Origin of the sequence: Aquabacterium sp., from assembly GCF_034003525.1 — a bacterium.
GTDB lineage: Bacteria > Pseudomonadota > Gammaproteobacteria > Burkholderiales > Burkholderiaceae_C > Aquabacterium.
Genome location: NZ_JAVEYN010000019.1, coordinates 1 through 26,925, shown reverse-complemented (window position 1 = coordinate 26,925; position 26,925 = coordinate 1). Strand labels below are relative to the sequence as shown.

Below are 26,925 nucleotides of genomic sequence, written 5' to 3'. Positions count from 1 at the left end.
GGTAAGGGGACGTCACACCGCGATGGGACGCGGTGTGACGTCGAGGGCGCTGCAGGGCTCAGCGCACGGCCAGCGTGGCCTCGGGCTTCAACCGGGCGGCCAGCGCGTTGGGGTCCAGCAACTGGATCAGCAGCTTGCCCTGGTTGGCGCGGATCAGGTGGCTGATGACCTGGCTGCCGCTGCCCGGTAGGGCCGGGGCCTGGGAGATCTGCTGGGCCTCGAAAGCAGGGACCGCGTGCAGGTCGCCCACCAGCAGACCCACTTCGACGCCCTGGTGCTGGAACACGATGACCTGGCTGCCGAGCTGGTCGCTTTCGGGCAGGCCGAGCAGGCCGAACAGGTCGAACACCCACAGGTACTTGACGATGCGGCCGTCGCGGTGGCGGGCGAGCAGACCGACGCGGTGCCGGGTCGGGTCGGCCGAGACGCGTTTGAGCTGGGTGGCCGGCAGGGCTTCGAGCACGGCGGTGGCGGGCAGGGCGAAGAGGCTGTCGTCGACGAAGAAGGTGGCGAACTGCTCGCAGTGCGGCAGCACCTTGCGCTCGAGCAGGGCGGCTTCGCGGCGGCGGGCCGGGTCGCGCTGCAGCGAGCGCACTTCGCCCAGCGGCCAGTAGCACACGGCCAGCACATCGTCCTGGTAGCCGTCGCTGACCTTGAATTCGCGGTAGCCGCTGGAGACGCAGGCGGCCATCACGACGTACTGGCCGTCGCGCACGACGATGCGGGCGCGGGATTCGCCGCGGCCGAGTTGGTGGAACTCGGCGGGCAGGGCAAAGCGTGAGCCGGTGGCGACCTCGTCCTGGGTGCTGGAGAGCACGAGGCCGTTGCGGTCCACATAGACCGCCTGGGCGTTGGCCATGAGCGGCAGGCCGCCTCGGAGCATGGCGTGCAACTCGACTGCCGAGTCGAACACGATGCCGATGCCGCCGACGACCTGGCTGGGGTCGTCCAGATCGCGGATGGCGGCGTGGTAGGTGTAGGTGCGCCGGCCCTGGTAAAGCGGTGAAGGCTCGAAGCCGCTGACGTGGTATTGCTGGGCATGGCTCAGCGACAGCGTGGCGGCCAGGGCCGCGGCGTCGATGTGGGTGCCGATGACCGCGTGGCCGTCGGGCGTGCTCGGGCGCGAGGAGGCCACGATGCGGCCGTGCCGGTCGTAAACGACCAGCTGGGTGTAGACGGTGTAGAGGCCGTTGATGTGCGACAGGATGGCGTTGAGCTGCTGCAGGTCGGCGGCCGTCGGGTGGGCTTGGGCCAAGGTGCGACGCAGTTCGGGGGTCATGGCCCACCAGCGGCAGTCATTGGCGCGCTCGTACAGGTTGCGGTCGAGCAGGTCGACCATCAGGCGGGTGGTGAAGTCGGCCGCTTCCAGGTTGGAGGCGAGGGCCGCGTCGTACAGGTCGCGGATGGCGCCCGAAAACAGCTGGTTGCTGCGTGCGCCGTTGTCGCTGATCTGGGCCAGCACCGATTTGAGCTGGCGCAGGTCGCGCTGATCGCCGGCGGCCATCACCTCGCCGTTCCAGACCACGCGGCGCACGGTGTCGGCCGTCTGGATGATTTCGTAGAGCGGCGGGCAGAAGGAGGCGGCGTGCGACAGCAGGCCTTCGGCGATGGATTCGTCGAGCTTCTCGAGGATGCCGGCGCCGATCTGGGTGAAGGCCACGTCCAGCGGCACCATCACCTGCCCTTGCCAGCCCGGGGGGCCGGGGTAGCCTTGGTAGCCTTGCGTGGCGTAGGTCTGCGTCAGGTATTTGCGGCCACCGTGGATGCACAACTCGGGCTGGCCGGAGCGGTTGACGGGTACGCGCACCCCGCGCGGGATCCAGGCCTCATCGGCACTGGCCAGCACGCGGTTGTCGCCGTCGAGCAGCAGGATGTTGTAGCGTGCGTCGTCGCGGTGGCGCGCCTCGAAGATGCCGCGCATTTCGTCTTCGAAGCCGAAGACCAGGCAGAGCACCCCGACGATCTCCTGGGTCTGCGGGTGCAGCATGCGTTGCGAATAGACCAAGGCGGGGCCGGCGCCGGGACGCAGGTCGGTGGCGCGGAAGGTTTCGACGTGGGTCTCGCTGGCCAGTGTGGCGGGGATCAGCGGGTCGCGGCTGCCTTCGATGGGCGAGAGCGGGTCGATGTGGGCGAGCACGGCGCCCTGGGTGTCCAGCAGGATGATCTCCTGGTAGACGGTGTACTTGTCGCGGTAGGCGCGCAGGCGCTCGACGGCGCTGTCACGGTCAGTGCGCAAGCCGGCGACGTACTCGCACAGCTCGCGGTCGGTGGCGAGGAAACCGACGTCGGCGGTGCGCTCGTAGAGGTTGCGCACGACGATGTCGATGACGTCGCGCGCCTGGGTGCCGACCTCGGCCATGACGTTGTCCACGCGCTGACGCACCAGGCTGTCGACCAGGTCGCGCTCCAGGCGCTCGAAGCCCTGGCGGGTGGCGGCGATCATCGGCAGCAGGCCACTGGCGTCGTCGCCGCAGTTCATCTCGGCCATGGCTTCGATCACGCGCCACATCAGGTTGAGTTCGCGCAGCGAGGCTTCGCAGCGCACCACATCGCGCATGTAGGGCAGGTAGTCGTCCAGGTTCATGCTCAGCTCTTTCTCATGGGTCGGCGCCCATGTTCTGGTGTCGGACATGCCCACAAGTGCACGCAAGAGACGGGCCAGCCATGCACCCATCTTGTGCATTCGGACAGCGTGGCGTGAACTTTTGCCGCCAAGCGGCTTAGGATGGGGGCTCCTGTAAGACGATTCCTGCGCGCATGTCCGACATCCTCACCCTCACGATGAACCCGGCCCTGGACATCTCCACGGCGATCGACCGCGTGGAGCCGGTGCACAAGCTGCGCTGCGGTCCCCACCAGACCCATCCGGGGGGTGGGGGTATCAATGTGGCGCGTGTGCTGCACCGTTTGGGGAGCCGCGTGACGGCGATCTATACCGCCGGCGGCCCGCTGGGGCGCGAATTGAGTGCCCTGCTGGATGCCGAGGGCGTGCCGGCCCAGGTGGTGCCGATTGCGGGCGCCACCCGCGAGAGCTTTTCGGTGTTCGAGCGTCGTTCCGGGCAGGACTTCCGCTTTGTGCTGCCCGGCCCCACGCTGACCGAGGCCGAGTGGACGGCCTGCCTGGACGCCGTGGTGGCCGGTCTGGCGCAGGCGCGCTATGTGGTGGTCAGCGGCGGCTTGCCGCCGGGTGTACCCGCCGATTTTTATGCCCGCCTGGCGCAGCGGGTGCGCGCGGTGGGGGGCTGGTTGGTGCTGGACTCCAACGGCGCCGCCCTGGCCGAAACCCTGGCTGCCGGCGTCTACCTGGTCAAACCCAGCCTGCGCGAACTGCGTGAGCTGACCGGACAGCCCTTGTCAGACGAGGCCTCGTGGCGCGATGCCGCCCGCGCGCTGATTGCGAAGGGGCAGGCGCAGATCGTGGCCCTGTCGCTGGGCGAGGACGGCGCCTTGCTGGTGACGGCCGGCGAGGCCTGGCGGGCGCAGAGCCTGAAGGTGAGCGTGGCCAGCACGATCGGCGCGGGCGACAGCTTCGTGGGTGGCCTGGTGTGGGCGCTCAGCGAAGGCAAGGCCCTGGACGAGGCCTTCCGCTACGCGATGGCGGCCGGGGCCGCGGCGCTGCTGTCGCCGGGCACGAACCTGTGCGATCCGGCCGATGTGGAGCGCCTGCACCACGACGTGGTGGTGACCGCCGCCTGAGGAGGGGCTACCATCGCCCCCTCATGAGCGACCACCCGACCCTGACCTGGACCGACGCGCGCGGCCTGACCCACACCGCCCGCTGGCGCAGCGAATCGGGCGTGAACGCGCCGCGTCGCGTGGTGGTGGCCGACGACCAGATGCCCGCCGACCGGGCCTACCGCCTGGCCTGCGAGGGCACGGCCCTGCTGTGGCAGGGCGACTTCCACAATGCCCGACAACTGCTGCAGGCGCTGGTGCGCCGGCTCGACAGGCGCGAGACGCGGGGCCGTGCGCCCGCCGCGTCGCGCGGCACGGCGAAGCCGGCCTCAGGCGCCGTGCCCCACGCGGCCGCCCATGCCACGCCGGATCCGGCGCAGGCCTTCCACCTGCACCGCAAAAGCCAGGCCGAGCGCGCACGCATCCTGGGGCAGGTGCTGATCCCGGTCGAGGCCGGTCACCGCATCGCCCTGCGCCGGGCGCCCGACGTGGTCGCCGCCTGCACCGAGGCCTATGGCCCGGCCGACGAGGCTTATGTGCTGTCGCTGCGCGAGTTGCAAGGCCTGATCGGTGCCCACGAGTGGCGCAAGAAGGGCGTGGCTATCCCGGCGCTGCAGGCCCCCATCCACCCGCACTACGGTGTGTTTTCGCCGCTGCGGGGCGAGTACCTGGATCTGGTGGCCCAAGCCCCTTTACCGGCCGCGCTGCAAGCCCAAAGCGAAGCCTGGGACATCGGCACGGGCACCGGCGTGCTGGCGGCCCTGCTGGCCCGCCGCGGCATCGCCCGCGTGCGCGCCACCGATCTGGCCCCGCGCGCCCTGGCCTGCGCCCGCGAGAACCTGGAGCGCCTGGGCGTGTTGCCCCAGGTCGACTTGCTGCAGACCGATCTGTTCCCGGACGGCCAGGCGCCGCTGGTGGTGTGCAACCCGCCCTGGGTGCCGGCCCGCCCGCATTCGTCGGTGGAGCAGGCTGTCTACGACCCCGACAGCCGGATGCTGCGCGGTTTCCTGCAAGGGCTGGCGCCGCACCTCGCCCCGGGCGGGGAGGGCTGGCTGATCCTGTCCGACCTGGCCGAGCACCTGGGCCTGCGCAGCCGCGCCGAGCTGCTGGGCTGGATCGAGGCCGCCGGCCTGCAGGTGCTGGGCCGCCTGGACATCCGCCCGCGCCATGGCAAGGCCACCGACCCGGACGACCCGCTGCACGCCGCCCGTGCGGCCGAGGTCACCTCGCTGTGGCGACTGGGCCTGGCGGGTGAGACCGCTTCGCCCGCGGCTTGATCCGTGCCAGAATCCGCCCCCTTCCCCTCATTTCTCTCTCCCCCAAAGGTATCCCCGTGGACTTGAAAGTGCCCATCACCATCGTCGAAGAGTTCAGCGAAGACGACGAGGTCAATGCGACCGGCCTGCTGGACATGGCCAGCGGTGACATCACCCGCGTGGAATACGAAGACTACGACGTGGGCATCGAGGGCCTGCCCTGCGAGCGCGAGGACTACGAGTTCAGCGTCGGCATCCTGCGCAACCGCGGCAAGGAAGTCGAGTTCCGTGTGGACGTGAACAAGACCACCGGCCAGTACTCGGTCAGCGTCAACGAGCTGCAGGAAATCAAGACCCGCGCCGCCGCGCTGTTCGCCGCCGGCCCGAACTGAGGCCACGCTGCCCCGTGATCCGGTGCCGCTGTGGCATCGGTCACACGCCGCCCCTCGCTTCGGCGGGGGCGCCTCTTGTTTTGCCCCCATGTCGCCCTCAGCTGTGAGATAGTGGTCTCACATCGGAAAGGAGGGTGCCATGCTGTTGCTCGACGAGATGCTTGCGCTGAACCTGCTCACCGCAGACCAGCACACCGAAATCGGTGCCTGGGTGCGCCAGGCCCGCACCCCCGATCGCATCCTGCAGATGCCGGCCCACCTGTGGAAGGTGCTGGAAGGCGCCAGTGTGCTGATGGACTTTGATCCGCAAGGGGCCGCGGTCACCGTGCACTGACACAAAGCAGAAGGGGGCCGATGGCCCCCTTTGTCATGCCTCACAGGCTGTGCGTGACCAGCCGGAAGTCCGGGTCCTCCGGATTGGGCTTGACCGTGAAGCCCAGGCTGCGCATCAACTTGAGCATGTTGCCGTTGTTGACCAGCACCAGGCCGATGATCTCGCTCAGGCCCTTTTCGCGCGCCACGTCCATGATGCTTTCCATCAGGCGCGAGCCCAGGCCCTTGCCGGCGAAGTCGTCGGCCACCACCAGCGAAAACTCGCAGGTCGACTGGTCCGGGTTGGTGATGTAGCGCGACACCCCCACCACGCGTTCGGTCTCGGTGATCTCGCCGTCGTCGTCGGCGTGGCGCTCCTTGACCACGGCCACCAGGGCCATCTCGCGGTCGTAGTCGATCAGCGTGAAGCGCGAGAGCATGTTGGCGGGCAGCTCCGTCATCGCCGAGGCGAAGCGGAAGTAGCGGCTCTCGGACGACAGGCCCTTGGCGAAGGTCTGCAGCATCTGCGCGTCGTCGGGGTGGATCGGGCGGATCGTGTACTCACCGCCGCCCCGCAGCGGCCAGACCTGTTCGTAGCGTGCCGGGTAGGGCAGGATGGACAGGTGCTGGTAGCTGTTGGGCCGGCCCGAGAGGCTCTGCGGCGCATGGTCGATGACGATGCGCGCGTCCACGGCCACCGCCCCATCCTCGTCGATGATGATGGGGTTGATGTCCATCTGGCGCAGCTGCGGCAGCTCGCACACCATCTCGGACACGCGCAGCAGCATCTGCTCCAGCGCCTCCATGTTCACGGCACTGGCGCCGCGCCAGTCGCCCAGGGTCTCGGCCACACGGGCGCGGTTGATCAGGTGGCGGGCCAGGAACTGGTTGAGCGGCGGCAGCTCCATGGCGCGGTCGTTGATCAGCTCGATCATGGTGCCGCCGGCGCCGAAGACGATCACCGGGCCGAACGGGTCGTCGGTGACCACGCCGATGTGCACCTCGCGGCCGCGGCGGTTGCGCGCCATCTTCTGCACCGTCACGCCATTGATGCGCGCATTGGGCTGCAGCCTGCGCACGCGCTCGACCATGTCGGTGAAGGTGTCGCGTGCCTGCGTGCCGTTCATCACATTGAGCACCACGCCCTGCACGTCGGACTTGTGGGTGATGTCGGGCGAGTCGATCTTGAGCGCCACCGGGAAGCCCAGCTGCATCGCGATCATCATCGCCTCGGGCGCGCTGCGCGCCAGGATGGTCTCGGTGACCGGGATGTGGAAGGACGCCAGCAGCGTCTTCGATTCCATCTCGGTGAGCACCTTGCGCCGCTCGGTCAGCACGCTTTCGATGATGAGGCGGGCGCCTTCGATGTCGGGTTCGGCGCTGGTGGAGGCCGGTGGCGGGGTCTGTTGCAGCAGCAACTGGTTTTGCGCGAAGTTGGCGATGTTGCCAAAGGCGCCCACGGCGGCTTCGGGCGTGCGGAAGGTCGGGATGGCGGCGCTCTTGAGCACGGCGCGGCCTTCGCCCACCGAGGCGTCGCCCATCCAGCACGTCAGCAGCGGCTTGCCGATGGTGCGGTTGGCCTCGGCCAGCACCTTGGCCACCTCGGCGGCGTCCACGCCGGTTTTGGGCGAGAAGATCACCAGCACGCCGTCGATCTGGCGGTCCTTCGCGGCAGCCTGCAGCGCGGCGCGGTAGTGTTCGGGGCCGGCGTTCTGCGACAGGTCGATCAGGTCGGTGAGCGAGGCGCCGGGCGGCAGCTGCGGCAACAGGGCGGCGGCGGCCTCAGGGGCCAGGCGGCCCAGTTCCAGCGCAATCTCGGTGACCCAGTCGGCCGCGAGCACGCCAGGGCCGCCGCCGTTGGTGATGATGGCCAGGTGGCGGCCCACCGGCTTGTAGCGCGAGGCCAGGCATTTGGCGGCCGAGAACAGCGCGACAAAGGACTGCACGCGCACGGCCCCGGCGCGGCGCAGGGCCGCATCGAACACATCGTCGCTGCCGACGATGGCGCTGCTGTGCGTCTGCGCGGCCTCGTTGCCCGCCTGCTTGCGGCCGGCCTTGAGGATGACCACCGGCTTGGCGGTGGCCGCCGAGCGCAGCGCGCTCATGAAGCGGCGGGCGTTGGTGATGCCCTCCATGTAGATGATGATGCTGTGCGTCTGGCGATCGGATGCCAGGAAGTCGAGCACGTCGGCGATGTCGAGGGCCGAGTGCGGGCCCAGGGACACCACGGACGAGAAGCCCACGGCGTTGTTGGCCGCCCAGTCGAGCATGGACGAGGTCAGCGAGCCCGATTGCGACACCAGGGCCAGGCTGCCGCTGCGCGCCAGCGGACCCGCCACGCTGGCGTTGAGCTGCGAGGGCGGACGTTGGATGCCCAGGCCATTGGGGCCGAGCAGGTGCACGTCGGCCTGACGGGCCACCTTGTGCAGCCCCTCGGCCTGCTCGGCCGTGATGCCCGAGGACAGCACCATTACGGCGTGGCAGTCCATGCGGCTGGCCAGCTCGATGGCCGGGGCGATGTCTTCAAACGGCAGCGCGATGATGGCCAGGTCGGACTTGGCCGAGGCCAGGTCGGCCAAGGTGCCGCTGGTGGCGCGGATGTCGATGAAGCGGTAGGTGCCGGTGAAGCGCTGCGCCCGCAAGGCGGGGTGCAGCAGGCGGGCCTGCTCGGTCAGTTGCGCGGGGTCGTCGGCCGGGCCGGCGAAGATCGCGATCGAGGTCGGGGCGAACAGGGGGGTGAGGAAATGCTGGTCCATGGGGTTCAGTCGGCACCGATGAGAGAGCGAACGTGGGCCGCGGTGCTGCGGGCGAGGGCGCTGAGGGCGTAGCCGCCTTCCAGACAGGAGATGGCCCGGCCGCGGCAGTGGCGATCGGCCACGCGCATGACCTGCTGGGTCACCCAGGCGTAGTCGGCTTCGACCAGGGCCAGGTTGCCCATGTCGTCTTCGCGGTGGGCGTCAAAGCCGGCGGAGATGTAGATCAGTTCGGGCTGGAAGGCGTCCAGCCGGGGCAGCCAGTGCGTCAGCACGGCTTCGCGGAAGGCGTCGCTGCCCACGCGGGCGGGCAGGCCCACGTTGACCATATTGGGGCCGCTGTGGTCCTCGCCCGAGTCGGGGAACAGGCCGCGCTCGTAGATGGAGCACATCAGCACGCGCTCGTCGCCGCGCAGGATGTCTTCGCTGCCGTTGCCGTGGTGCACGTCAAAGTCGATCAGGGCCACGCGCTGCAGGCCGTGCACATCCAGGGCATGGCGCACGCCCACGGCCACGTTGTTGAAAAAGCAAAAGCCCTGGGCCGAGGCGCGCTCGGCGTGGTGGCCGGGCGGGCGCACATTGCAAAACGCCGAGGGCGCCTTGCCGCCCAGCACCAGGTCGGTGGCCTGCACCACGGCGCCGGCGGCGCGCAAGGCGGCCTGCAGCGTGTGGGGGTTCATGCTGGTGTCGGGGTCGACGTGGTGGTAGCCCTCGGTGGGCGAGGCGGCGAACAGCTCCTGCACGTAGAGGGCCGTGTGGGCACGCTCCAGCTGGTCCACCGTGGCCGGTTCGGCGTCGTAAGGCGCCATGTAGTCGAGCAGGCCCTTGGTCAGCAGCATGTCGTTGATCGCGCCCAGGCGCTCGGGGCACTCCGGGTGGTGCGGGCCCATCTCGTGACGGGCGCAATCGGGGTGGGTGATGTAGGCGGACAGCAAAGGCGGCTCCTGTCAGGAGGGGACGTCGCGCGGGTGGGCCCTTCGCGAAATCGGACAACGTGATGTTGCCACGGTAAGCCGCTGCCCGTCGAGGGACTTGCGCGATATCAAGGGCGCTGTGGTTTGTGCCGTGTTCTCCGGGTGCGCGGATGCCCTAGACTGCTTCCTTTCGGCTGCCGGCAAGGCGCGCCGTGGGGCGTAGGCAGTGCGGGCGGGGTCCATGACGACAAGGCGGCAGATGGGTGTTCAAGATGGGGCAACAGGGCCGGCGGCAGGTTTGCTGCGCATGGCCATGGAGCAGGCGTTCAACGCGGTGATGATCACCGATGCGCAGCCCGGGCCGCAGGGGCCGCGCATCGTCTACGCCAACCCCGCCCTGTGTCAGATGACGGGGTACAGCGAGGCCGAACTGATCGGGCAGACGCCCCGGATCCTGCAGGGTCCTCTGACCAGCCCCGAGGTGATCCAGACCCTGCGGGAGTGCCTGCAGACGCAGCGCTTCTTTCGGGGGAGCACGGTCAATTACCGCAAGGATGGCAGCCCCTACGTCGTGGAGTGGAACATCTCGCCCGTCAAGGACGAGCAGGGCGTGGTCACCCATTACGTCTCGGTGCAGCAGGACATCAGCGCGGTGACGGGCGCGTGGGCCACCAGCGAACTGCTGGCCAAGGCGCTGGACGCGGCCCAGGACGCCGTGATGATTGCCAATGCCCAGGGCGAGATCGAATTCGTCAACCAGGGCTTCGAGCAGATCACCGGTTTCAGCCGGGTCGAGGCCCTGGGACAGAGCCCGACCATTCTGAAGTCGGGCGAGCACACGGAGGCCTTCTACGCACGGCTGTGGCAGGCGATCCAGTCCGGGCAGACCTTCCGGGCGGTGTTCATCAACCGGCACAAGCAGGGCCATCTGATCCACTGCGAGGAGACCGTCTCCCCGATCCGGGGCCCGGACGGGACGATCACGCACTTTGTCAGCCTGATCCGTGACCAGACCGCCCGCGCTCGCACCGAGCAGACCTTGCGGGAGCAGGCCACGCGCGATGCGCTGACCGATTTGCTCAACCGCCGCGCGGGGGAGTGGGCGCTGGAGCGTGCCTTCCTGTCCGCCCGCGAAGGCCACAAGCGGTTTTGCGTGATCCTGACCGACATCGATCACTTCAAGCGCATCAATGACACCTGGGGGCACCCGGTGGGCGACCAGGTCCTGCAGCGCGTGGCCACGGTGCTGCGCGCGGGCGTGCGCGCCACCGACAGCGTGGTGCGCTGGGGCGGCGAGGAGTTCTTGCTGGTGCTGCCCTATTGCGAGGCGGCGGCGGCCCAGTTGCAGGCCGAGCGCCTGCGGGCGCGGCTGGCCGAGGTCGACCACGCGGAGGTCGGTCGCGTGACGGTGTCCATGGGCGTGGCCGAGTTGCGCCCGCACGAAACCCTGGCCAGCCTCATCGAGCGCGTCGACCAGGCGCTCTACAGCGCCAAGCACGCCGGGCGCAACCAGATCTCACTGGGGTAAGCGGTAGCCGCGCTCGCGGATCAGGCGCACGGCGGCAGCCACCACCTCGGGGTCATACAGCTGGCCCTGGTGGCTCTCCAGCTCGGCCAGGGCCGCGTCGAGGCCCACGGCCGGGCGATAGGGCCGGTGTGAGGACATGGACTCCAGCACGTCGGCCACGGCCAGCACCCGCGCTTCGGGCAGGATCTCGTCGCCTTGCAGGCCGCGCGGGTAGCCGCTGCCATCGAGCCGCTCGTGGTGCTGGCGGATGATCTCGGCCACCGGCGTGCGGAAGGGCACGTCCTTGAGGATTTCGTAGCCGGCCTGGGCGTGGCCCTTCATCAGCTCCATTTCCAGCTGGGTCAGGCGCGTGGGCTTGGTCAGGATCTCCGAGGGCACGGCGATCTTGCCGATGTCGTGCACCAGGCCGATCAGCTCCAGGTCCTTGCAGCGGGCCTCGTCCCAGCCCAATTCATGGGCGATGGCCGCGGCGATCAGCCCCACATGGCGCTCGTGTCCGGCGGTGTAGGGGTCGCGCATCTCGACCATGTTGGAGACGGCCTGCAGCGTGCCCTGCATGGCCGCTTCGAGCTGCTGCACATAGCCGGCGATCTGGTCATCGGCTTGCTTGCGGTCGGTGATGTCCTGCGCCATCACGATGGTCGCCGGCAGTCCGTCGTCCCAGATGATGCGCTTGGCGTGCAGGCCCAGTTCGATCACGCGACCGTCCTTGCGACGCACCGGCACGCTGGTGCTGTCGTTGGGCAAGGTGCCATCGTCGACCTGGGCCTGGCGCGCGCGCAGGTGGGCCACGGAGTTCGCCCCCTCATCGAGCACGACGAAGCGCAGCGTGTCTTGTCCGATGAGTTCGTCGGGGGGGTAGCCCAGGATCTCGGCGAACCGTGGGTTGACGTAGATGAAATGGCTCTGGCGGCGCACGAAGATGCCGCTGATGGTCTGCTCCACCATGCTGCGGAAGCGCTGTTCGCTGTCGCGCAGTGCCTGCTCGCTGCGGCGGATGTCGGTCAGGTCGGTCCAGGCCACGATCACGTCGTTGCCGGCCAGCGAAAAGGTGCCGCGCGCGATCCGGACGCTGCCGTCCTTGCAGTGCAGGGTCAGCTCGGGGGAGGTGCCGGCCTGGCCATCCTGGCAGCGCGCGAGGTTGTCATGCCAATGGCGTTGCAGGTGGTTGCGTTCCACCGGGTCGGGGAACACCAGCTCGAACCAGTGGTCTTCGTTGCGGATGTCGGACAAGGCGTAGCCCAGCCACCGCTGGTGGGCGGCGTTCAGCGCGAGGATCTTCAGGTCCGATCGGCGGTGCAGCTGCATCGGCACCGGGGTGGCCTGGAACACCTGCTCGAAGCGCCGCGCCATCTGCTCAGCGGTCTCTTCGGCGCTGGCGCTGCGGGCCAGGGAGGCGGCGCGCTCCAGCGTGGCCTGGACTTCGTTGGCGATGTCTTCGAGCAGGCGGGTTTGTTCCGCATCGAAGTCGCTCAGGCCGCGTGCGTACAGGGCCACAAAGCCCACGAGTAGACCATCACAGCGCAGGGCCACGAAGGCCTGGTGGCTCAGGCCCTGGTTCATGAGGCTGTGGTGCCAGACATCGGTGGGCGAGGGTGGCAGGAGAGCGCCCGCGGGGCGCGGGGCGGGCAGGGGGACGCTCTGGGTGACGACGGCACGCTGGCGCAGATCGGACTGCACCGCCGAGAAGGGACCCATCGCCTGGGGCAGCAGGTCGCCGAGCGTCTCGGTCTGCTCGGGTGCCAGGCCGTGATGCAGGTAGAGCGTGGGCCCGGCGGTGTCGTTCAGGGCCATGAACAGCGCTGGGAAGGCGCCATGCCGGCGCAGGACGCCGAGCAGGGCGGCCAGGATGTCTTCGCGGGTGTGGCGCCGCGTCACCTCGCGGTTGGTGGCGCTGAGCATTTCGTACAGGGAGGTCAGGCGCTGGACGCGTTCGGCAGCCTGCATGCGCTGCAGGGTTTCGTTGAGCTGGGCGGCCACGCTGACGAGGAGGTCCCGCTCTTCGGGCAGGAAGTAGGCCAGGGGGGCGTCGAGTTCGTCGGGGTACCAGGTGTGCAGGTGTCCCACCAGCACCCCGTTGCGCTCGATGCTTGCCTGCAGGTGGCGACGCGGCCGCGGGCTGGGCAGGGTGCTGCCGAAATGTCCCCAGCTGCTGTCGATGCAGGCCCGGACCTGATGAGGCAGCACGAAGCAGGGGGGCAGCAGGTCCACCAGTTTGGCCAGCTTGTCGGGCAGGTCGAGGTGGGTGTCCTTGAGCAGGTTGGTCACGCCGTGCAGGCCGCGCAGCTCCTTGACGCGCTCGTTGAGGTCATGCACCAGGCTTTCGCGCTCGCGGCTCAGGCGCTCGCGCTCAGTGACGTCCCGCAGCACCTGGACCCAGGCCGCGTGCAGCCCGTCGCCTTGCAGCGGGGTCACGTGGTATTCCACGATGCGCTGCCCGGGGAGCTCCTGCGTGATGAGGAAGCCGTCGCGGCTCTGTTGCATGCGCTGACAGACCGGGCAGGCCGCGCTGGCATCGTGGGGCGCGTGCAGCAGGGCGTGGACCGATTGACCGACCAGGGCCTCGGTGGGCTGACCCAACCACGTCGCCGTGGCCTGGTTGGCCTGCACGATGGTGCCATCGTTGGCCACGATCACGGTCGGGTCGGGGACGGCGTCGTAGCGGCTGGCGGTGCGGGCCAGCATGTCAAAAGGTGACTGCAGGGTGTGCTGCACCAGGGCGTCGTACACGAACCAGTAGGCGTAGATCTTGAGCAGGTGGCCCACCAGGTTGGCGTTGGCGTACACGCTGACGTAGCGCGTGAAGGCGAACTCGGCCGCCATCATGACCACGGCGGCGGCCAGCAGACGGTGCAGCAGGTGCGCTGGCATCAGCGCCCGTTGGCGCCAAAACAGCGCCGCGGCCACGCCCATCAGGGCGATGATGAGGTACTCGGCGTAGATCTTGAACGGCGTCAGGCCCTGGCCGTCGATGTAGGCCGTGGGAAAGTGGCCCGAGGCAATCAGCAGCGCGCACAGCACCGTCCAGCTGCCGAACGCCAGGTGCAGCGGGAGCACGGGCAGCATGCGGCGCAGCATCAGGGGCGCGAGCAGCAAGGTGGCCGCCTGCAGGAGGCGTGCGGCGACCCAGAACTGGGTGGGTGGGTTGGCGCTGTCCACCGGCAGCAGGTTCATGCCCTTGAAGGTCAGGGTGTGCAGCAGGTCGAGCCCCGCACACCAGCCGATGCCCACGGCGATGAACACCACGAAGTGGTTGCGGGTGAACTGCACCGAGGTGGTGGCCACGGCCAGCGCGGTCCAGGCGACCACGGCCGAGATCAGCTCGGCCAGCATGTGCCCCAGGAGATAGCCGTGCTGGCTGGCCCACCAGACACCCAGGGCCATGAGGGTGGGGGGCAGCAGGGCGCGCAGCGGCCCGCGTGTGGACGTCGACCGGGCGGTGTCAGGCAAGGGGGAGGGGACGGTCACGATGGCGCGCGCAAGCAGATACCGGGATGGATCTCAGTCTAGCGGTTTGTGGGGGCGCCGGGCGTGACGGGCGTCAGACCGACAGCGTGACCATGGCGTACAGGGGCGTGCCGGTCCAGGGCATCCAGCAGGCCTCGGTGACCGCGCCCAGCCAGCCATAGCACTCGGCCACGCTGCGCCGGCTGTGCAGGCGCAGCCGGGGGTGGGGGCGGGTGAGCTCGTCGTTGCTGGCGGGGCACCACAAAAACTGTGCGCCAGTGGGGCCGACCGTGGGGTGGAGGCGGGCCATGCCGCGCCCGACCTGGGACATGGTGTCGAGCACCATCTGCGAGCCGGGCGGGGCCTGTTCGGCGAACTCGGCCAGCACGGCCTGGACCTGGGCCGGGCTCAGGTACATCAGCACGCCTTCGCACAGCACGAACACCGGCTTGTGGGCAGGGCCGCTGGGCAGGCCCAGGCGCTGCCACCAGCCGGGCGTGCGCAGGTCGAGCTCGGCCTGGTGCTGGCGCGGCGCGCCTGCATCGAGGCAGCGGGTGCGCAGGGCCATCACCTCGGGCAGGTCGGTGTCGAGCCAGTGGTTGTGGCCCTGGTCCAACCACTGGAAGTGTTGCGACAGGCCGCAGCCCAGGTTCACGCCCAGGCTGTCAGGGTGTTCGCGGAAGAAGTCCTGGCCGGCCTGTCGGATGACCTGAGTGCGCCACAGGATGTTCTGCACCGTGGCGCGGTCTTGCAGGTAGGGCTGCAGGTTCAGATCGAGCTGGCCGAGGAGCTGCTCGGCCGCAGCATCGTCACAGGCCAGCGCAGGGAAGCATTCGCCGCCGCGCGCACGGGCGACCAGCGGAATGAGCAGGGTGCGGCACACCGGGGGCAAGGCGTTTTGCAGGCCATCGACCGATTTCAACACTGCCCCCTTTTGCGCTCCGGTGGACAGCTCAGTTTATCGGACGCCGGGGCGCGTCAGTTGGGTGTGAGCTCGGGGTTTGCCTGCTGGGTCTCGGGTGTGAAAACATGATACCGATGGCGGCCATTTTGCTTGGCCGCGTACATGGCCTGGTCGGCGGCTTGTTGCAGGCCGTTGGCGTCGCGCGCGCCATCCGGAAAGAGCGCCACGCCGATGCTGACGCCCACGTGCAGCGGCTGACCCTTGACGTGAATGGGTGCCTTCAGCGTGTGCAGAATGTGCTGGGCGACCTGCGCGGCGGCGGCGCGGTCGGCCACCTCGGGCAGCAGCACGACGAACTCGTCCCCGCCCATGCGGGCGACCGTGTCGGTGGCGCGAACGCTCTGGGTCAGGCGGGTGGCCACGGCCTGCAGCAAGTCGTCGCCGCCGTCGTGACCCAATGTGTCGTTGATGGCCTTGAAATGGTCCAGGTCGAGGTACATCAAGGCGAGCTGGCGCTGGTGGCGCTGGGCCAGGCCGAGGGCCTGTGTAAGGCGCTCTTTCAGCAGTCGGCGGTTGGGCAGGCCGGTCAGGGCGTCATGGAAGGCCAGTTGCTGGATCTCGGCCTGGTAGGCCTTCACGCGGCTCAGGTCGCTGAACACCAGCACGGTGCCCTCCAGGGTGTCGCCACGCAGCAGGGGGGCGGCACTGACACCCACCGGGATGGCTTGCCCGTCTCGGCGAAAGAAAACCTCGTTCTCGCTGCGGTAGACCGCGCGGGTGGTGGCGACCGCCCGAATCGGGCAGGCATCGTGTGCGGCTTCGTGACCATCTGCGTGATGATGGTGAAAGCGCGTGTGCCCATCCTGGCCCAGCAGGTCGTCGGCCGACCATCCCAGCAGGCGCTGGGCCTCTGGGTTGACGAAGGTGACCTTGCCCTGGGTGTCCATGACCATCAGACCTTCGGCCATCATCGCGGTGATGTTGCCCAGGCGCTCAGCCTGGTCGGAGGCTTGTTGCCGAAAGCGTTTGCGGCTGTCCAGCACGCTTGCGAGGAGGACGCTGAAGCCGAACAGCACGGCCAGTCCCGCGCGGTGAATGCCGGTGGCCAGTGGGTTGTCGGCGATGCGCGACGATGGCAGATGGTCCGGTGCAATCCGGCTGGCCAGGATCCAGGCGTAGTCACGGTCGGGCGTGGAGACCGGGGGCGCGCTCGTCGTGGCTTGCAGCCTGCGGCGGGGAGGGAGCTGAAGGGGGCGCAAGGTGGCGTAGGTCCAGAGGCCATCGGCCTGCAGGCGTTGCCCCTGGGGGTGGCTGCGCATCTGAGCCCAGAGTTCGGGCTGTGTCTGGGCGAAGTCGCCTGGCTGGCCGAACATGAAGCCCCAGGCGCGTTGCGGGTCGGGGCCGGTGAGCCAGTCACCCTGGGCGTTGAGCCAGACGGCCTCGCGATGCGGCGGCATGAGCTGTCTGAACTGCTGAATCAGCCAGTCGCCATACACGTTGACGATGACGATGCCCAGGCGTTGCCCAGTCGCGTTGAACAGCGGGGTGGCCAGCCGGATCATGGGTTTGTGAGGTACCTCAATCTGCCCGTGCTCGATGTTCAGGTCCAGGGGGGAGAGGTAGATGCCACCGGGAGGCAGGCGCATGGCCTCCTGGAAAAAGTAGCGGCCGCTCTTGTCTTGCAGTTCGGGGGCCGGTATGAGTACGGCGCCCACGTTGCGCAGGTCTACCCGGACCTGCTCCATGCCCTGCTGGTCGATGAAGCGCAGCTGGTCGTAGATTTGGGCTTCGTCGACCACGGTGCGCATGAAGTGACCCGCCTCGGCCCGCAGGGCGGGGTCGTGAGGGTGTTTGGCGAGCTGTTGGATGATGGGCGTTTGCGTCAGTATGCGCAGGTCGGTGTGAATGCCTTGCAGGTGGTGTTGCAGCAGTCGGCTCGCGCCCTCGATGACCGTGGCATCCTGGGTGCGCAACAGGTTCACCTGTCGCTCGGCCTGCAGCGACAGCAGGCCATGAATGGCCAGAGTGAAGCCCAACCCGGACAGCAGCCAGAACAGGGCCGCATTCAGCAGCCAGCGTGGTATGACGGCACGGAGCGCGGGAGACGGCGGCGAGGTCCAGCGTGGCATGGGCGGGTACTGCAGGGAAGGCCATACAGCTTAACCTGAACCGCCTCACAGCGGTCACACTGGGCTGGTGTGGGTGCCTTGCCAGCGTGTCCACGCAGCCAGGGCGATGCGGTAGGTGTGGAGCTGCACCCGCACTGTGGTCTGGATGTCGTGACCATAGCCACCGGCCATCGCCATGGCCACAGGCAGATGGCGTTGCCAGGCCCAGTCGAACACGCGCCGGTCCCGCGCGGCCAGGCCAGCATCGCTCAGGCACAGGCGGCCCAGGCGGTCACCTTCGTGCGGGTCGGCGCCGGCCAGGTAGATCACCAGGCCGGGCTCACAACGGCGCTCGACCTCGGCCAGGCCTTGCTCCAAAGCGGCCAGGTAGGGATCGTCGGTGCAGCCATCGGGCAGGTCGATGTCGCAGGCGCTGGGCTCCTTGCGGAAGGGGAAGTTCCTGGCACCGTGCAGCGACAGCGTGAACACGCTGGGGTCGCCTTGGAAGATCTTGGCGCTGCCATTGCCCTGGTGCACGTCCAGGTCGATGATGGCCACCTGTAGGGGCTGTGAGGGCGGATCGATGCCGGCGCGCAGGCGCTCGATCTGCATCAGGCGGGCGGCCACCGCAGCATCGTTGAACACGCAAAAGCCGCTGCCCTTGTCGGCATAAGCGTGGTGGGTGCCGCCGGCCAGATTGGCTGCCACGCCTTCGCCCGACAGCGCCACGCGGCAGGCCTGCACGGTGGCGCCCACCGAACGGCGGGCGCGCTCGTTCATGCCGGGGCTCCAGGGAAAGCCGATTTCGCGTTGCTGGGCAGGGCTCAGTGTGCCCTCGCGCACCGCGTCGATGTAGTCGGGGTCGTGGACCAGGGCCAGGGCAGCGTCGTCGACCGGCTCGGCCTGTTGCAGCTGGACCTCGGGCAGGTGTTGCGTGATCTGCTCGCGCAGCATCTCGTACTTCCGCATCGGGAAGCGGTGCCCGTCGGGCGGGGGCAGAACGAAATGGTCGGCGTAGAAGGCTTGCACAACCTGCATTGTGCGGCTGGCGTCCGGGTTCTGCGCAGCGGGCGGGTGGGCTGCAGCAGATTCGTCCTGGGTACATACTCATGACCTTGCACAACTGTTGTTGTATGAAGGTTGACATGAGCGATTTGCTGCCTCACCACCCTGATGTGGACCGCTTGGTGGAACTGATGCGTCTGGCGCCCCAAGGGAATGACCATTTCCTGGCGCAGAGCGACGACATTGGCACACCCGCGTTGTTTGGGGGGCAGGCACTGGGCCAGGCCTTGATGGCCGCCAGCCTGACGGTGCCCGCCGATCGCATGGTGCACTCGCTGCACGCCTACTTCCTGCTGCCCGGCGAACACGCGCCGGTGACCTACGAGGTGGACCGCGTGCGCGATGGCCGCAGCTTCAGCATGCGCAGCGTGGTGGCGCGCCAGAGCGACAAGATCATCTTCGAGCTGACGGCCTCGTTCCAGACGGCCGATGAGGGCCCTGAGCATCAGGTGCCGATGCCGACGCACCCAGGTCCCGAGGGCCTGGTGCCCGAGAGTGTGGGGCGTGATGCCATCCGCCACCTGTTGCCGATGCCCTACCGCGAAAAGCTGCTGGGACCGCGTGGGCTGGAGTTGCGCCGCGTCTCGCCGCTGCACCCGATGAACCCGCAGCCCCGCACGGGGGGCTCGGCCATGTGGGTGCGCTCGCAGGCACGCTTACCGGGCGATCCACTGGTGCACCGCGCCATCCTGTCCTATGTGTCCGACCACGGCCTGCTGCTGGCGGCCACCGAGCCGCATGGCTTGAGCCTGCTGCGCGGGGATGTCCGTCTGGCCAGCTTGGACCACGCGATGTGGTTCCACCGTGATTTCCGCCTGGATGACTGGCTGCTGTACGTGATCGACTCGCCGAGTGCCGGCGGCGCACGCGGGCTGTGCTCGGGTCGCTACTACTCGCGCGATGGTCGCCTGGTCGCCTCGGTCATGCAAGAAGGCATGATGCGCCAGATCAGGAGGGACTGAGGCGCCCTGCGTGGCTTACCCGTGCGCCGGGACGCGGTGCACCACGCGGTTGCGACCACCCTGTTTGGCGGCGTACAGGCGTGCGTCGGCCATCTGGACAGGGGCGTCCTGGTCGTCCTGTGTGGGCGCGGCCATCGCCAGGCCCACGCTGATGGTGACCAGTCCGGCGGTGGGATCGGGCGCGCTCTCGACCGCCTGGCGCAGCTTCTCGGCGACCAGACAGGCGCCTGCTTCATCGGTGTGAGGCAGCAGGATGAGGAACTCCTCGCCGCCAAAGCGTGAGACGAAGTCGCTCTCCCGCAAGGGACCGCGCAGGCATTGCGACACCCGCTGCAGTACCTGGTCGCCCACGGCATGGCCATGCTGGTCGTTGACCCGCTTGAAGTGGTCGACGTCGATCATGAGCACAGCGTAGGGCAGCTTGCTGCGCTTCATGCGCAGCAATTCTTCGCGCAAGCGTTCGTTCGCCGCCAGGCGGTTGGGCAGGCCGGTGAGGACATCGTGGCGGGCCAGGCGGTGCAGCGCCGCATTGGCCTGCGCCAGTTCGGCGGTGCGGGCCTCGACCTTGGATTCCAGCTCGGCGTTGAGCTGGCGGATCTGCGACTCGGTGTGGTGACGCAAGGTGGCGTCGATGCACAGGCCGGAGAAGTGAACGGGCACCCCGTTGGCGTCATGGCTGACTTGTCCGTAGGCGTCGATCCAGCGGACCTCGCCTGAAGCCTGCACGATTCGGTAAGAGGCGACGAACGGACGGCGATCTCGGATGGACTCTTCTAGGGCGAGTTCGGCCGCGCTCAGATCGTCTGGGTGGACCAGGGTTCGCCAGGTGTCGAACTTGGCCGGATCGCATTGCGGATCCAGCCCGAACAGGCGGAACATGGCGGGCGACCAGTTGAGTTGGTCGGTGTGCAGGTCCCAGTCCCAGGCGCCGGCACCGGCGGCTTGCTCGGCCATGTGGAGCAGGTCCTGGGTCTGGCGCAGGGCGCGATCCTGTTTGCGGCGCACGGAGGCTTCGCGCTCGGTATGCAGGTCCAGACGTGTTTGTCGCTGTTCGGTGATGTCTTCCACCATGGCCAGGAAGCAGGGCGGCTCACCCTCGGCCACGGTCACGCGGGTTTCATTGACGTGCACCCACAGCACGGTGCCGTCGGGGTGGACGTAGCGCTTGTCGCGCAGGAAGCAGGAGAGGCGGCCTTCGCGCAACTGGGTCTTGTGCGCGACCTCGTGAGCGAGGTCTTCCGGGTGGGTCAGGTGCATCCAGTCCTGCCCGCGCAGGGACTCCCGCGGGCGCCCGGCCAGGTCGGCGAAGCGCTGGTTGAGGTCGAGGATGCGGTCGGTCGCCGGGTCGATCAGCACGATGCCCAGCCGCGATTGCTCGAACACGGTGCGCCAGAGGGTGTCGGGCTTGGTCGTGGCAAGGGGCGGGTGCGGATCGGACAAGGTCGGGTGAGCGGGCATGAGGCACAGGCCGCCGCAGCAGCAGCCTCGTGACGAAACAACAACCGCTCATTGTGACCGTCTCCCAGGGCCTCCGGTATGTGAAAAATCCCCAGACAAAGGGCAGACTTTGACCGATGACCTGCATTTGACCCACCCAATGCACACAGCCCCTCGCAAGGGGCTGTGGGGAGGGGTTCAGGTCAGGATCAGAAAGCGGCCGAGCCGGTGATCGCACGGCCCAGGATCAGGGCGTGGATGTCGTGCGTGCCTTCGTAGGTGTTGACCACTTCGAGGTTGACCAGGTGACGGGCCACGCCGAACTCGTCGGAGATGCCGTTGCCACCCATCATGTCGCGCGCCATGCGGGCGATGTCCAGGGCCTTGCCGCAGTTGTTGCGCTTCATGATCGAGGTCACTTCGACCGGGGCCTTGCCAGCGTCCTTCAGACGCCCCAGGGCCAGGCTGCCTTGCAGGCCCAGCGTGATCTCGGTGAGCATGTCGGCCAGCTTCTTCTGGATCAGCTGGTTGGCGGCCAGAGGCTTGCCAAACTGCTTGCGGTCCATCACGTACTGGCGGGCGCGGCTGTAGCAGTCTTCGGCGGCGCCCAGGGCGCCCCAGGAGATGCCGAAGCGGGCGCTGTTCAGGCAGGTGAAGGGGCCCTTGAGGCCCCGCACTTCGGGGAAGGCGTTTTCTTCGGGCACGAACACCTCGTCCATCACGATTTCACCGGTGATGGAGGCGCGCAGGCCGACCTTGCCGTGGATGGCGGGGGCGCTCAGGCCCTTCCAGCCCTTCTCCAGCACGAAGCCACGGATGGCGTCCTTGCCGTTTTCATTGCACTGCGCCCAGACCACGAACACGTCGGCGATCGGCGAGTTGCTGATCCACATCTTCGAGCCGCTGAGCTTGTAGCCGCCTTCCACCTTGGTGGCGCGGGTGATCATGCTGCCAGGGTCGGAGCCGTGGTTGGGTTCGGTCAGGCCGAAGCAGCCGATGTACTCGCCGGTGCACAGCTTGGGCAGGTACTTGCGCTTGGTCGCTTCGGTGCCGAATTCGTTGATGGGCACCATCACCAGCGAGTGCTGCACGCTCATCATCGAGCGGTAGCCCGAGTCCACGCGCTCGACCTCACGGGCCACCAGGCCGTAAGACACGTAGTTCAGGCCCGAGCCACCGTATTCGGTGGGGATGGTCACGCCCAGCAGGCCCAGCTCGCCCATCTCGCGGAAGATGGACGGGTCGGTCTTCTCATGGCGGAAGGCTTCCAGCACGCGCGGGGCCAGCTTGTCCTGGCAGTAGGCGCGGGCCGCGTCGCGCACGGCGCGTTCGTCTTCGGTCAGCTGCTGGTCCAGCAGCAGAGGGTCATCCCATTGGAAGGAGGCTTTGGCGTGTGAAGACATGAAAGGGTCCTTGGGGTGGTGGCGGGGTTCGAAGGGATCAGGCCTGTGCGGCCGCAGAAGGTTTGAGCTCACGCTCTTGCAGTTCGCGCCACTGGATCTTGCCTGAAGCGGACTTGGGCAGGTGGTCGACGATGCTGACGATGCGGGGGCTCTTGTAGGCGGCCATGTGGTCATGGGCCCACTCGACGATCTCTTGCTCGGTGACGGTGCCGACGTGATCGGGCTTGAGCACGACGACGGCCTTGACGGTTTCCCCGCGGCGCGGGTCTTGCGCGGCGATCACGCAGGCTTCCTGGATGGCCGGATGGTGGTAGAGCATGGCTTCGACCTCGGCCGGCCAGACCTTGAAGCCTGAGGCATTGATCATGCGCTTGAGGCGATCGACCATGAAGAAGTAGCCGTGCTCGTCGGCATAGGCCAGATCGCCCGTGCGCAGGAAGCGCTTGCCGTCGATCTCAACAAAGCTGTCGCGGTTGGCGTCAGGGGCGCGCCAGTATTCGCGCATGACCTGCGGGCCGTGCACGATGATCTCGCCGATCTCGCCCGCGGGCAGTTCGGCAAAGGTGGATGGGTCCACCACGCGCGCATCCACATCAAAAATGGGGATGCCCAGGCACTGCTTCATCGGGCGCTGGGTCGGGTTGATGTGGGTGGCCGCCATGGTCTCGGACATGCCGTAACCCTCGATGTAATCGGCCCCGACCAGGTTCTTGAGCTTTTGTGCGATCGCTTCGGGCATGGCCGCGCCGCCACCGCCCACGCTGTGGAGGCTGGACAGGTCGAACTGATCGAGGTTCGGGTGGGAGAGCATGTCCACCACCATGGTCGAAATCAGCTGGGCGGCCGTGACCTTGTAGCGGCCGATGCACTGCAGCGCCACGTCACGGTCCCAGCGTGGGATCACGATGGCGGTGGCGCCCAGGTAGATCGCGCCGTTGAGCGCGTTCTGCATCCCCGTCACATGGAAGAAGGGCAGCACCGCGAGCATCACGGTGTCCGATGTGGACTTGAGCCACACATGGCGCGCGATGGTGTTGTACATCACGCTGCGGTGCGTGTGCACGCAACCCTTGGGGTGGCCGGTGGTGCCCGAGGTGTAGGGCATCACGGCCATGTCGTCGGGGCCGGCCGTCATCGGGCCGGGCGACAGGTTGGCGGCCAGCGCGTCCATCCAGGCCACGGCACCCGCATCACTGAAGTTGCGACGCGACTCCGTCACGAAGGGCGGTACGCGCAGGTCGGTCGGCTCGGTCAGGTAGTCGCTGTAAGTGGCGACGATGGCGTGGCGCAGACCTTCGCTGTCGGGGGCCTCGTGCGTGCCCTCGTTGAGCAGGGGCTGCACGTGGTGGAACAGGTCCTGCGGCACGAAGATGGTCGTGGCCTGGGCGTCGCTGACGTAGTGACGGAGCTCGTCCGTCAGGTTCATCGGGTTGACCGGCACGACCACCGCGTCGGCCCGCAGGATGGCGTAGTACGCCAGCGCGTACTGCGGGCTGTTCTGCATGTACAGCAGCACGCGATCGCCCTTGCGCACCCCACAGACTTGCTGCAGGTAGCCGGCCAGCCGCTCGGTCTCGACGTGGAACTGCCCATAGCTCAGGGGCGTGTCGTAGAAGATGAAGTACGGCTTGTCGGGGTACTGCGCGGCAGCACGCTCGACGTTGGCGTACAGGTGCGTGGCCGGCACGTCGAGGTGCCGGGGCACCTCGGCAGGCCAGTGGGCAAGGTGGCGATCGGACATGCTGTGTCAGGCGAACTTACTGCTGGCCCAGCGCGATGAAGCGCTGCAGGTGGTGGTCTTCGTCCCCCAGCACATGGTCGATCAGGATCAGGCGCTTGGCGTAGTGCGGCATGGGCAGCTCCCAGGTCACCCCGATGCCACCGTGCAGCTGGATGGACTCTTCGGCCACCAGGGTGCCGGTCTTGCCCACCGTGTACTTGGCGGCCGACAGGGCGCGCTCGCGGGCGATGCGGTCGTTGCCGTCGACGGCCGAAGCAGCGTTGATCACGGCCGAGCGGGCCTGTTCGATTTCGAGCAGGACGGTGGCCATGCGGTGCTGCAGGGCCTGGAAGCTGCCGATGGCCTTGCCGAACTGCTTGCGGGTCTGCAGGTATTCGATGGTGGCCTTCTTGCACACCTCCATCGCGCCCAGCGATTCGGCAGCCAGGGCCAGCACGCCACGGCCCACGGCGTATTCCAGCGTGGCGTGGCCTTGGCCTTCGGCGCCCAGCAGGGCGGAGGTGGGCACGCGCACTTGGCTCAAGGTGACTTCACCGGCGCGGGTGCCGTCCACGTTGCCGTAGGCGCGCACGCTCAGGCCGGCGGTGCCGGCAGGCACGACGAACAGCGAGATGCCGGCTTCGTCGTCCACGTTGCCGCTGGTGCGGGCCGAGACGATGATCTGCTGCGCCTGGTCGGCGAAGGGCACAACCGCCTTGGCGCCGTCGATCACATAGTGGTCGCCGTCACGGGTGGCACGGGTGCTGACGCGGTTCACCGCGTAGTGCGCATCGGCTTCGTCGTAGGCCAGGGTGGCGATCAGACCGCCGGCGATGATCTCTTCGATCAGGGCCTTCTGGGCATCGTTGCCAGCGTGGGCCAGGGCCGAGCCGGCCAGCACAGCGGTGGCCAGCAGCGGTTCGACCGCCAGGCCCTTGCCGATGGATTCGAACACGGTCGCGATGTCAAAGCCGGTGCCGCCGAAGCCGCCTTGCTCTTCGGTGAACAGGGCGCCGATCACGCCGAGTTCCGCGAACTGCGCCCACTGCTCGGCGCTGTAGCCGGTGGCGGACTGGGTGATGGCGTGACGGGTTTCGATCGGGTACTGCTCGGCCAGGTAGCGGTCGAGCGAGTCGGCCAGCATGCGACGGTCGTCGGATTGGTTGAAGTTCATGGTTGTGTTCCTCGCCAGTCGATGCTTACAGACCCAGGATCATCTTGGAGATGATGTTCTTCTGGACTTCGTTGGAGCCGCCGTAGATCGACAGCTTGCGGTAGTTGAAGTATTGCGATGCCGCGAAGGCCGATTCCTGCGGGCCGATGGGCTCGCCGGTGTAGTCCTCGTCCAGCGCCTCCTTGACGTACGGCAGGGCGTAGGCGCCCAGGGCGCGACGGGTCAGCGACAGGATTTCCTGACGGATCTCGGTGCCCTTGATCTTGAGCATCGAGCTTTCCGCACCCGGCACACCGCCACCGGCCACGGCAGCGATCACGCGCAGGTTGGTGGTCTTCATGTTTTCCAGGTCGATCTCGACCTTGGCGATGCGGGCGGCGAACAGCGGGTCCTGATCCAGGGGCTTGCCGTTCTTCTGCACACGCGAGGCCAGGGCCTTGAGGCGCTCCAGGCCAGCCACCGAGTGACCGACACCCGCGATGTTGGTGCGCTCGTGGGTCAGCAGGTACTTGGCGCAGTCCCAGCCCTTGTTCTCGGTGCCGACCAGATTGGCCACGGGCACCTTCACATCGGTGAAGAAGACTTCGTTGATCTCGTGCTCGCCGTCGAGCATGATGATCGGGCGGATCTCGATGCCGGGGGTGGCCATGTCGATCAGCAGGAAGCTGATGCCCTGCTGCGGCTTGGCTTCACGGTCGGTGCGCACCAGGCAGAAGATCATGTTGGCGTGCTGGCCCAGCGTCGTCCAGGTCTTCTGACCGTTGACGATGTAGTGGTCGCCATCGCGCACGGCGGTGGTCTTGAGCGAAGCCAGGTCCGAGCCCGCGCCGGGCTCGGAGTAGCCCTGGCACCACCAATCCTGACCGTTCAGGATGCGGGGCAGCCAGTACTGCTTTTGCTCTTCGCTGCCGTACTTGATGATGACCGGGGCGACCATGGCCACGCCGAAGGGCTGGATGCGGGGCGTGTGGGCCAGCGCGCATTCGTTGTCGAAAATGAACTTCTCCACGGGGTTCCAGCCGGTGCCGCCGTATTGCACGGGCCAGCCCGAGGCCAGCCAGCCCTTGCTGTTGAGCAGGGCGTGCCACTCTTCAAAGTCAGCCTTGGTGAAGCGCTTGCCGGCGTCGCCCTTTTGCTTCAGGCGGGCGGGCACGTCGTCGTTCAGGAAGCGTTGCACCTCGGCGCGGAAGGCTTCTTCCTGAGGGGTGAAATTCAGGTCCATGTTGGTGCTCCTCGGGGCGTTTTAGAAAATTTCGAACAGACCGGCGGCGCCCATGCCACCGGCAATGCACATGGTCACGACGGCCCACTTGACCTTGGGGTCCTGGGCCTTGCGGCGACGGCCCTCCAGCAGCACGTGGCCGACCATGCGGGCGCCGCTCATGCCGAAGGGGTGGCCGATTGAGATGGCGCCACCGTTGACGTTGAGGCGCTCTTCGGGGATGCCGAGCTGTTGCTGGCAGTAGATGGACTGCGAGGCGAAGGCTTCGTTGACTTCCCACAGGTCGATGTCTTCGACCTTCAGGCCATGACGGGCCAGCAGCTTCGGCACGGCGAACACGGGGCCAATGCCCATTTCATCGGGCTCGCAGCCGGCCACGGCAAAACCGCGGAAGGCACCTAGGGGTTGCAGGCCCAGGCGTTCGGCTTCCTGGCTGTCCATCAGCACGCAGGCCGAAGCCCCGTCCGACAGCTGTGACGCGTTGCCGGCCGTGATGAACTGGTCGGGGCCACGCACCGGGGCCAGCTTGGCCAGGCCTTCGTAGGTGGTGTCGGCGCGGTTGCAGGTGTCGTGATCGATCGAGACCTCTTTGTAGGACACCTCCTTGGTTTCCTTGTCGGTCACCCCCATGGAGATCGGAAGAGCGTCGTGTA

General features: G+C 67.8%; 18 protein-coding genes and 1 pseudogene. 6 read left to right on the top strand and 13 right to left on the bottom strand.

The features are described 5' to 3' along the window. Positions 1-58: 58 nt before the first annotated feature. On the bottom strand, positions 59-2,584 hold the full coding sequence (locus RBT42_RS11775; protein WP_320365317.1) for a chemotaxis protein CheW: 2,526 nt from the start codon (positions 2,582-2,584) through the stop codon (positions 59-61). A 173-nt stretch (positions 2,585-2,757) separates the two neighbouring features. Between RBT42_RS11775 and RBT42_RS11770 the strand changes: the two genes are divergently transcribed. From RBT42_RS11770 to RBT42_RS11755, 4 genes are all read left to right on the top strand, one after another. Further along, the gene (locus tag RBT42_RS11770) at positions 2,758-3,696 is read left to right on the top strand and encodes a 1-phosphofructokinase family hexose kinase (protein WP_320365315.1); all 939 of its coding nucleotides are present in this window, start codon (positions 2,758-2,760) and stop codon (positions 3,694-3,696) included. Between the two features lie 23 nt (positions 3,697-3,719). Further along, on the top strand, positions 3,720-4,952 hold the full coding sequence (locus RBT42_RS11765; protein WP_320365313.1) for a class I SAM-dependent methyltransferase: 1,233 nt from the start codon (positions 3,720-3,722) through the stop codon (positions 4,950-4,952). Positions 4,953-5,008: 56 nt separating this feature from the next. Continuing rightward, a complete protein-coding gene (locus RBT42_RS11760; protein WP_320365311.1) occupies positions 5,009-5,323 on the top strand; it encodes a hypothetical protein in 315 nt (104 codons plus the stop codon). A 139-nt stretch (positions 5,324-5,462) separates the two neighbouring features. Beyond that, on the top strand, positions 5,463-5,657 hold the full coding sequence (locus tag RBT42_RS11755; RefSeq protein WP_320365309.1) for a hypothetical protein: 195 nt from the start codon (positions 5,463-5,465) through the stop codon (positions 5,655-5,657). Between the two features lie 40 nt (positions 5,658-5,697). Here the strand turns inward: RBT42_RS11755 and RBT42_RS11750 are convergent, their stop codons facing one another. Next, positions 5,698-8,391 carry a bifunctional acetate--CoA ligase family protein/GNAT family N-acetyltransferase gene (locus RBT42_RS11750; protein WP_320365307.1) on the bottom strand — a complete coding sequence of 898 codons (2,694 nt, stop codon included), beginning with the start codon at positions 8,389-8,391 and terminating at the stop codon, positions 5,698-5,700. Between the two features lie 5 nt (positions 8,392-8,396). Next, on the bottom strand, positions 8,397-9,323 hold the full coding sequence (locus RBT42_RS11745) for a histone deacetylase family protein (protein WP_320365305.1): 927 nt from the start codon (positions 9,321-9,323) through the stop codon (positions 8,397-8,399). Positions 9,324-9,561: 238 nt separating this feature from the next. Here RBT42_RS11745 and RBT42_RS11740 point away from each other — a divergent pair, with 238 nt between their 5' ends. Further along, a complete protein-coding gene (locus RBT42_RS11740; RefSeq protein ID WP_320365303.1) occupies positions 9,562-10,830 on the top strand; it encodes a diguanylate cyclase in 1,269 nt (422 codons plus the stop codon). On the opposite strand, the gene RBT42_RS11735 is transcribed toward RBT42_RS11740, so the two are convergent. The 4 genes from RBT42_RS11735 to RBT42_RS11720 all read right to left on the bottom strand — a co-directional run bounded on the left by RBT42_RS11735 (position 10,819) and on the right by RBT42_RS11720 (position 18,318). Beyond that, a complete protein-coding gene (locus tag RBT42_RS11735) occupies positions 10,819-14,298 on the bottom strand; it encodes an MASE3 domain-containing protein (RefSeq protein WP_320365301.1) in 3,480 nt (1,159 codons plus the stop codon). The two genes, RBT42_RS11740 and RBT42_RS11735, sit on opposite strands and share 12 nt — an antisense overlap. Before the next feature lie 73 nt (positions 14,299-14,371). Then, positions 14,372-15,199: a class I SAM-dependent methyltransferase gene (locus tag RBT42_RS11730; RefSeq protein ID WP_320365299.1), complete on the bottom strand. Its 828-nt coding sequence runs from the start codon at positions 15,197-15,199 to the stop codon at positions 14,372-14,374. A gap of 56 nt (positions 15,200-15,255) precedes the next feature. After that, positions 15,256-17,310 carry a diguanylate cyclase domain-containing protein gene (locus RBT42_RS11725; protein ID WP_320365297.1) on the bottom strand — a complete coding sequence of 685 codons (2,055 nt, stop codon included), beginning with the start codon at positions 17,308-17,310 and terminating at the stop codon, positions 15,256-15,258. A 54-nt stretch (positions 17,311-17,364) separates the two neighbouring features. Then, entirely contained in the window at positions 17,365-18,318 is a 954-nt protein-coding gene (locus RBT42_RS11720) for a histone deacetylase (RefSeq protein WP_320365408.1), read from the bottom strand. 116 nt (positions 18,319-18,434) lie between these two features. Here RBT42_RS11720 and RBT42_RS11715 point away from each other — a divergent pair, with 116 nt between their 5' ends. Further along, positions 18,435-19,316 carry an acyl-CoA thioesterase II gene (locus tag RBT42_RS11715; protein ID WP_320365295.1) on the top strand — a complete coding sequence of 294 codons (882 nt, stop codon included), beginning with the start codon at positions 18,435-18,437 and terminating at the stop codon, positions 19,314-19,316. 15 nt (positions 19,317-19,331) lie between these two features. Here the strand turns inward: RBT42_RS11715 and RBT42_RS11710 are convergent, their stop codons facing one another. The 6 genes and pseudogenes from RBT42_RS11710 to RBT42_RS11685 all read right to left on the bottom strand — a co-directional run. Continuing rightward, complete coding sequence (locus RBT42_RS11710) at positions 19,332-20,774, bottom strand: diguanylate cyclase (protein WP_320365293.1); 1,443 nt, start codon at positions 20,772-20,774, stop codon at positions 19,332-19,334. 188 nt (positions 20,775-20,962) lie between these two features. Then, positions 20,963-22,156, bottom strand: coding sequence for an acyl-CoA dehydrogenase (locus RBT42_RS11705; RefSeq protein WP_320365291.1), 1,194 nt, complete (start codon positions 22,154-22,156; stop codon positions 20,963-20,965). 37 nt (positions 22,157-22,193) lie between these two features. Further along, the gene (locus RBT42_RS11700) at positions 22,194-23,897 is read right to left on the bottom strand and encodes a long-chain fatty acid--CoA ligase (RefSeq protein ID WP_320365289.1); all 1,704 of its coding nucleotides are present in this window, start codon (positions 23,895-23,897) and stop codon (positions 22,194-22,196) included. A gap of 16 nt (positions 23,898-23,913) precedes the next feature. Next, on the bottom strand, positions 23,914-25,050 hold the full coding sequence (locus tag RBT42_RS11695; protein WP_320365287.1) for an acyl-CoA dehydrogenase family protein: 1,137 nt from the start codon (positions 25,048-25,050) through the stop codon (positions 23,914-23,916). A gap of 25 nt (positions 25,051-25,075) precedes the next feature. Then, the gene (locus RBT42_RS11690) at positions 25,076-26,272 is read right to left on the bottom strand and encodes an acyl-CoA dehydrogenase family protein (RefSeq protein ID WP_320365285.1); all 1,197 of its coding nucleotides are present in this window, start codon (positions 26,270-26,272) and stop codon (positions 25,076-25,078) included. Between the two features lie 21 nt (positions 26,273-26,293). Continuing rightward, a pseudogene (locus tag RBT42_RS11685) lies at positions 26,294-26,925 on the bottom strand (acetyl-CoA C-acyltransferase); the annotation flags it as partial.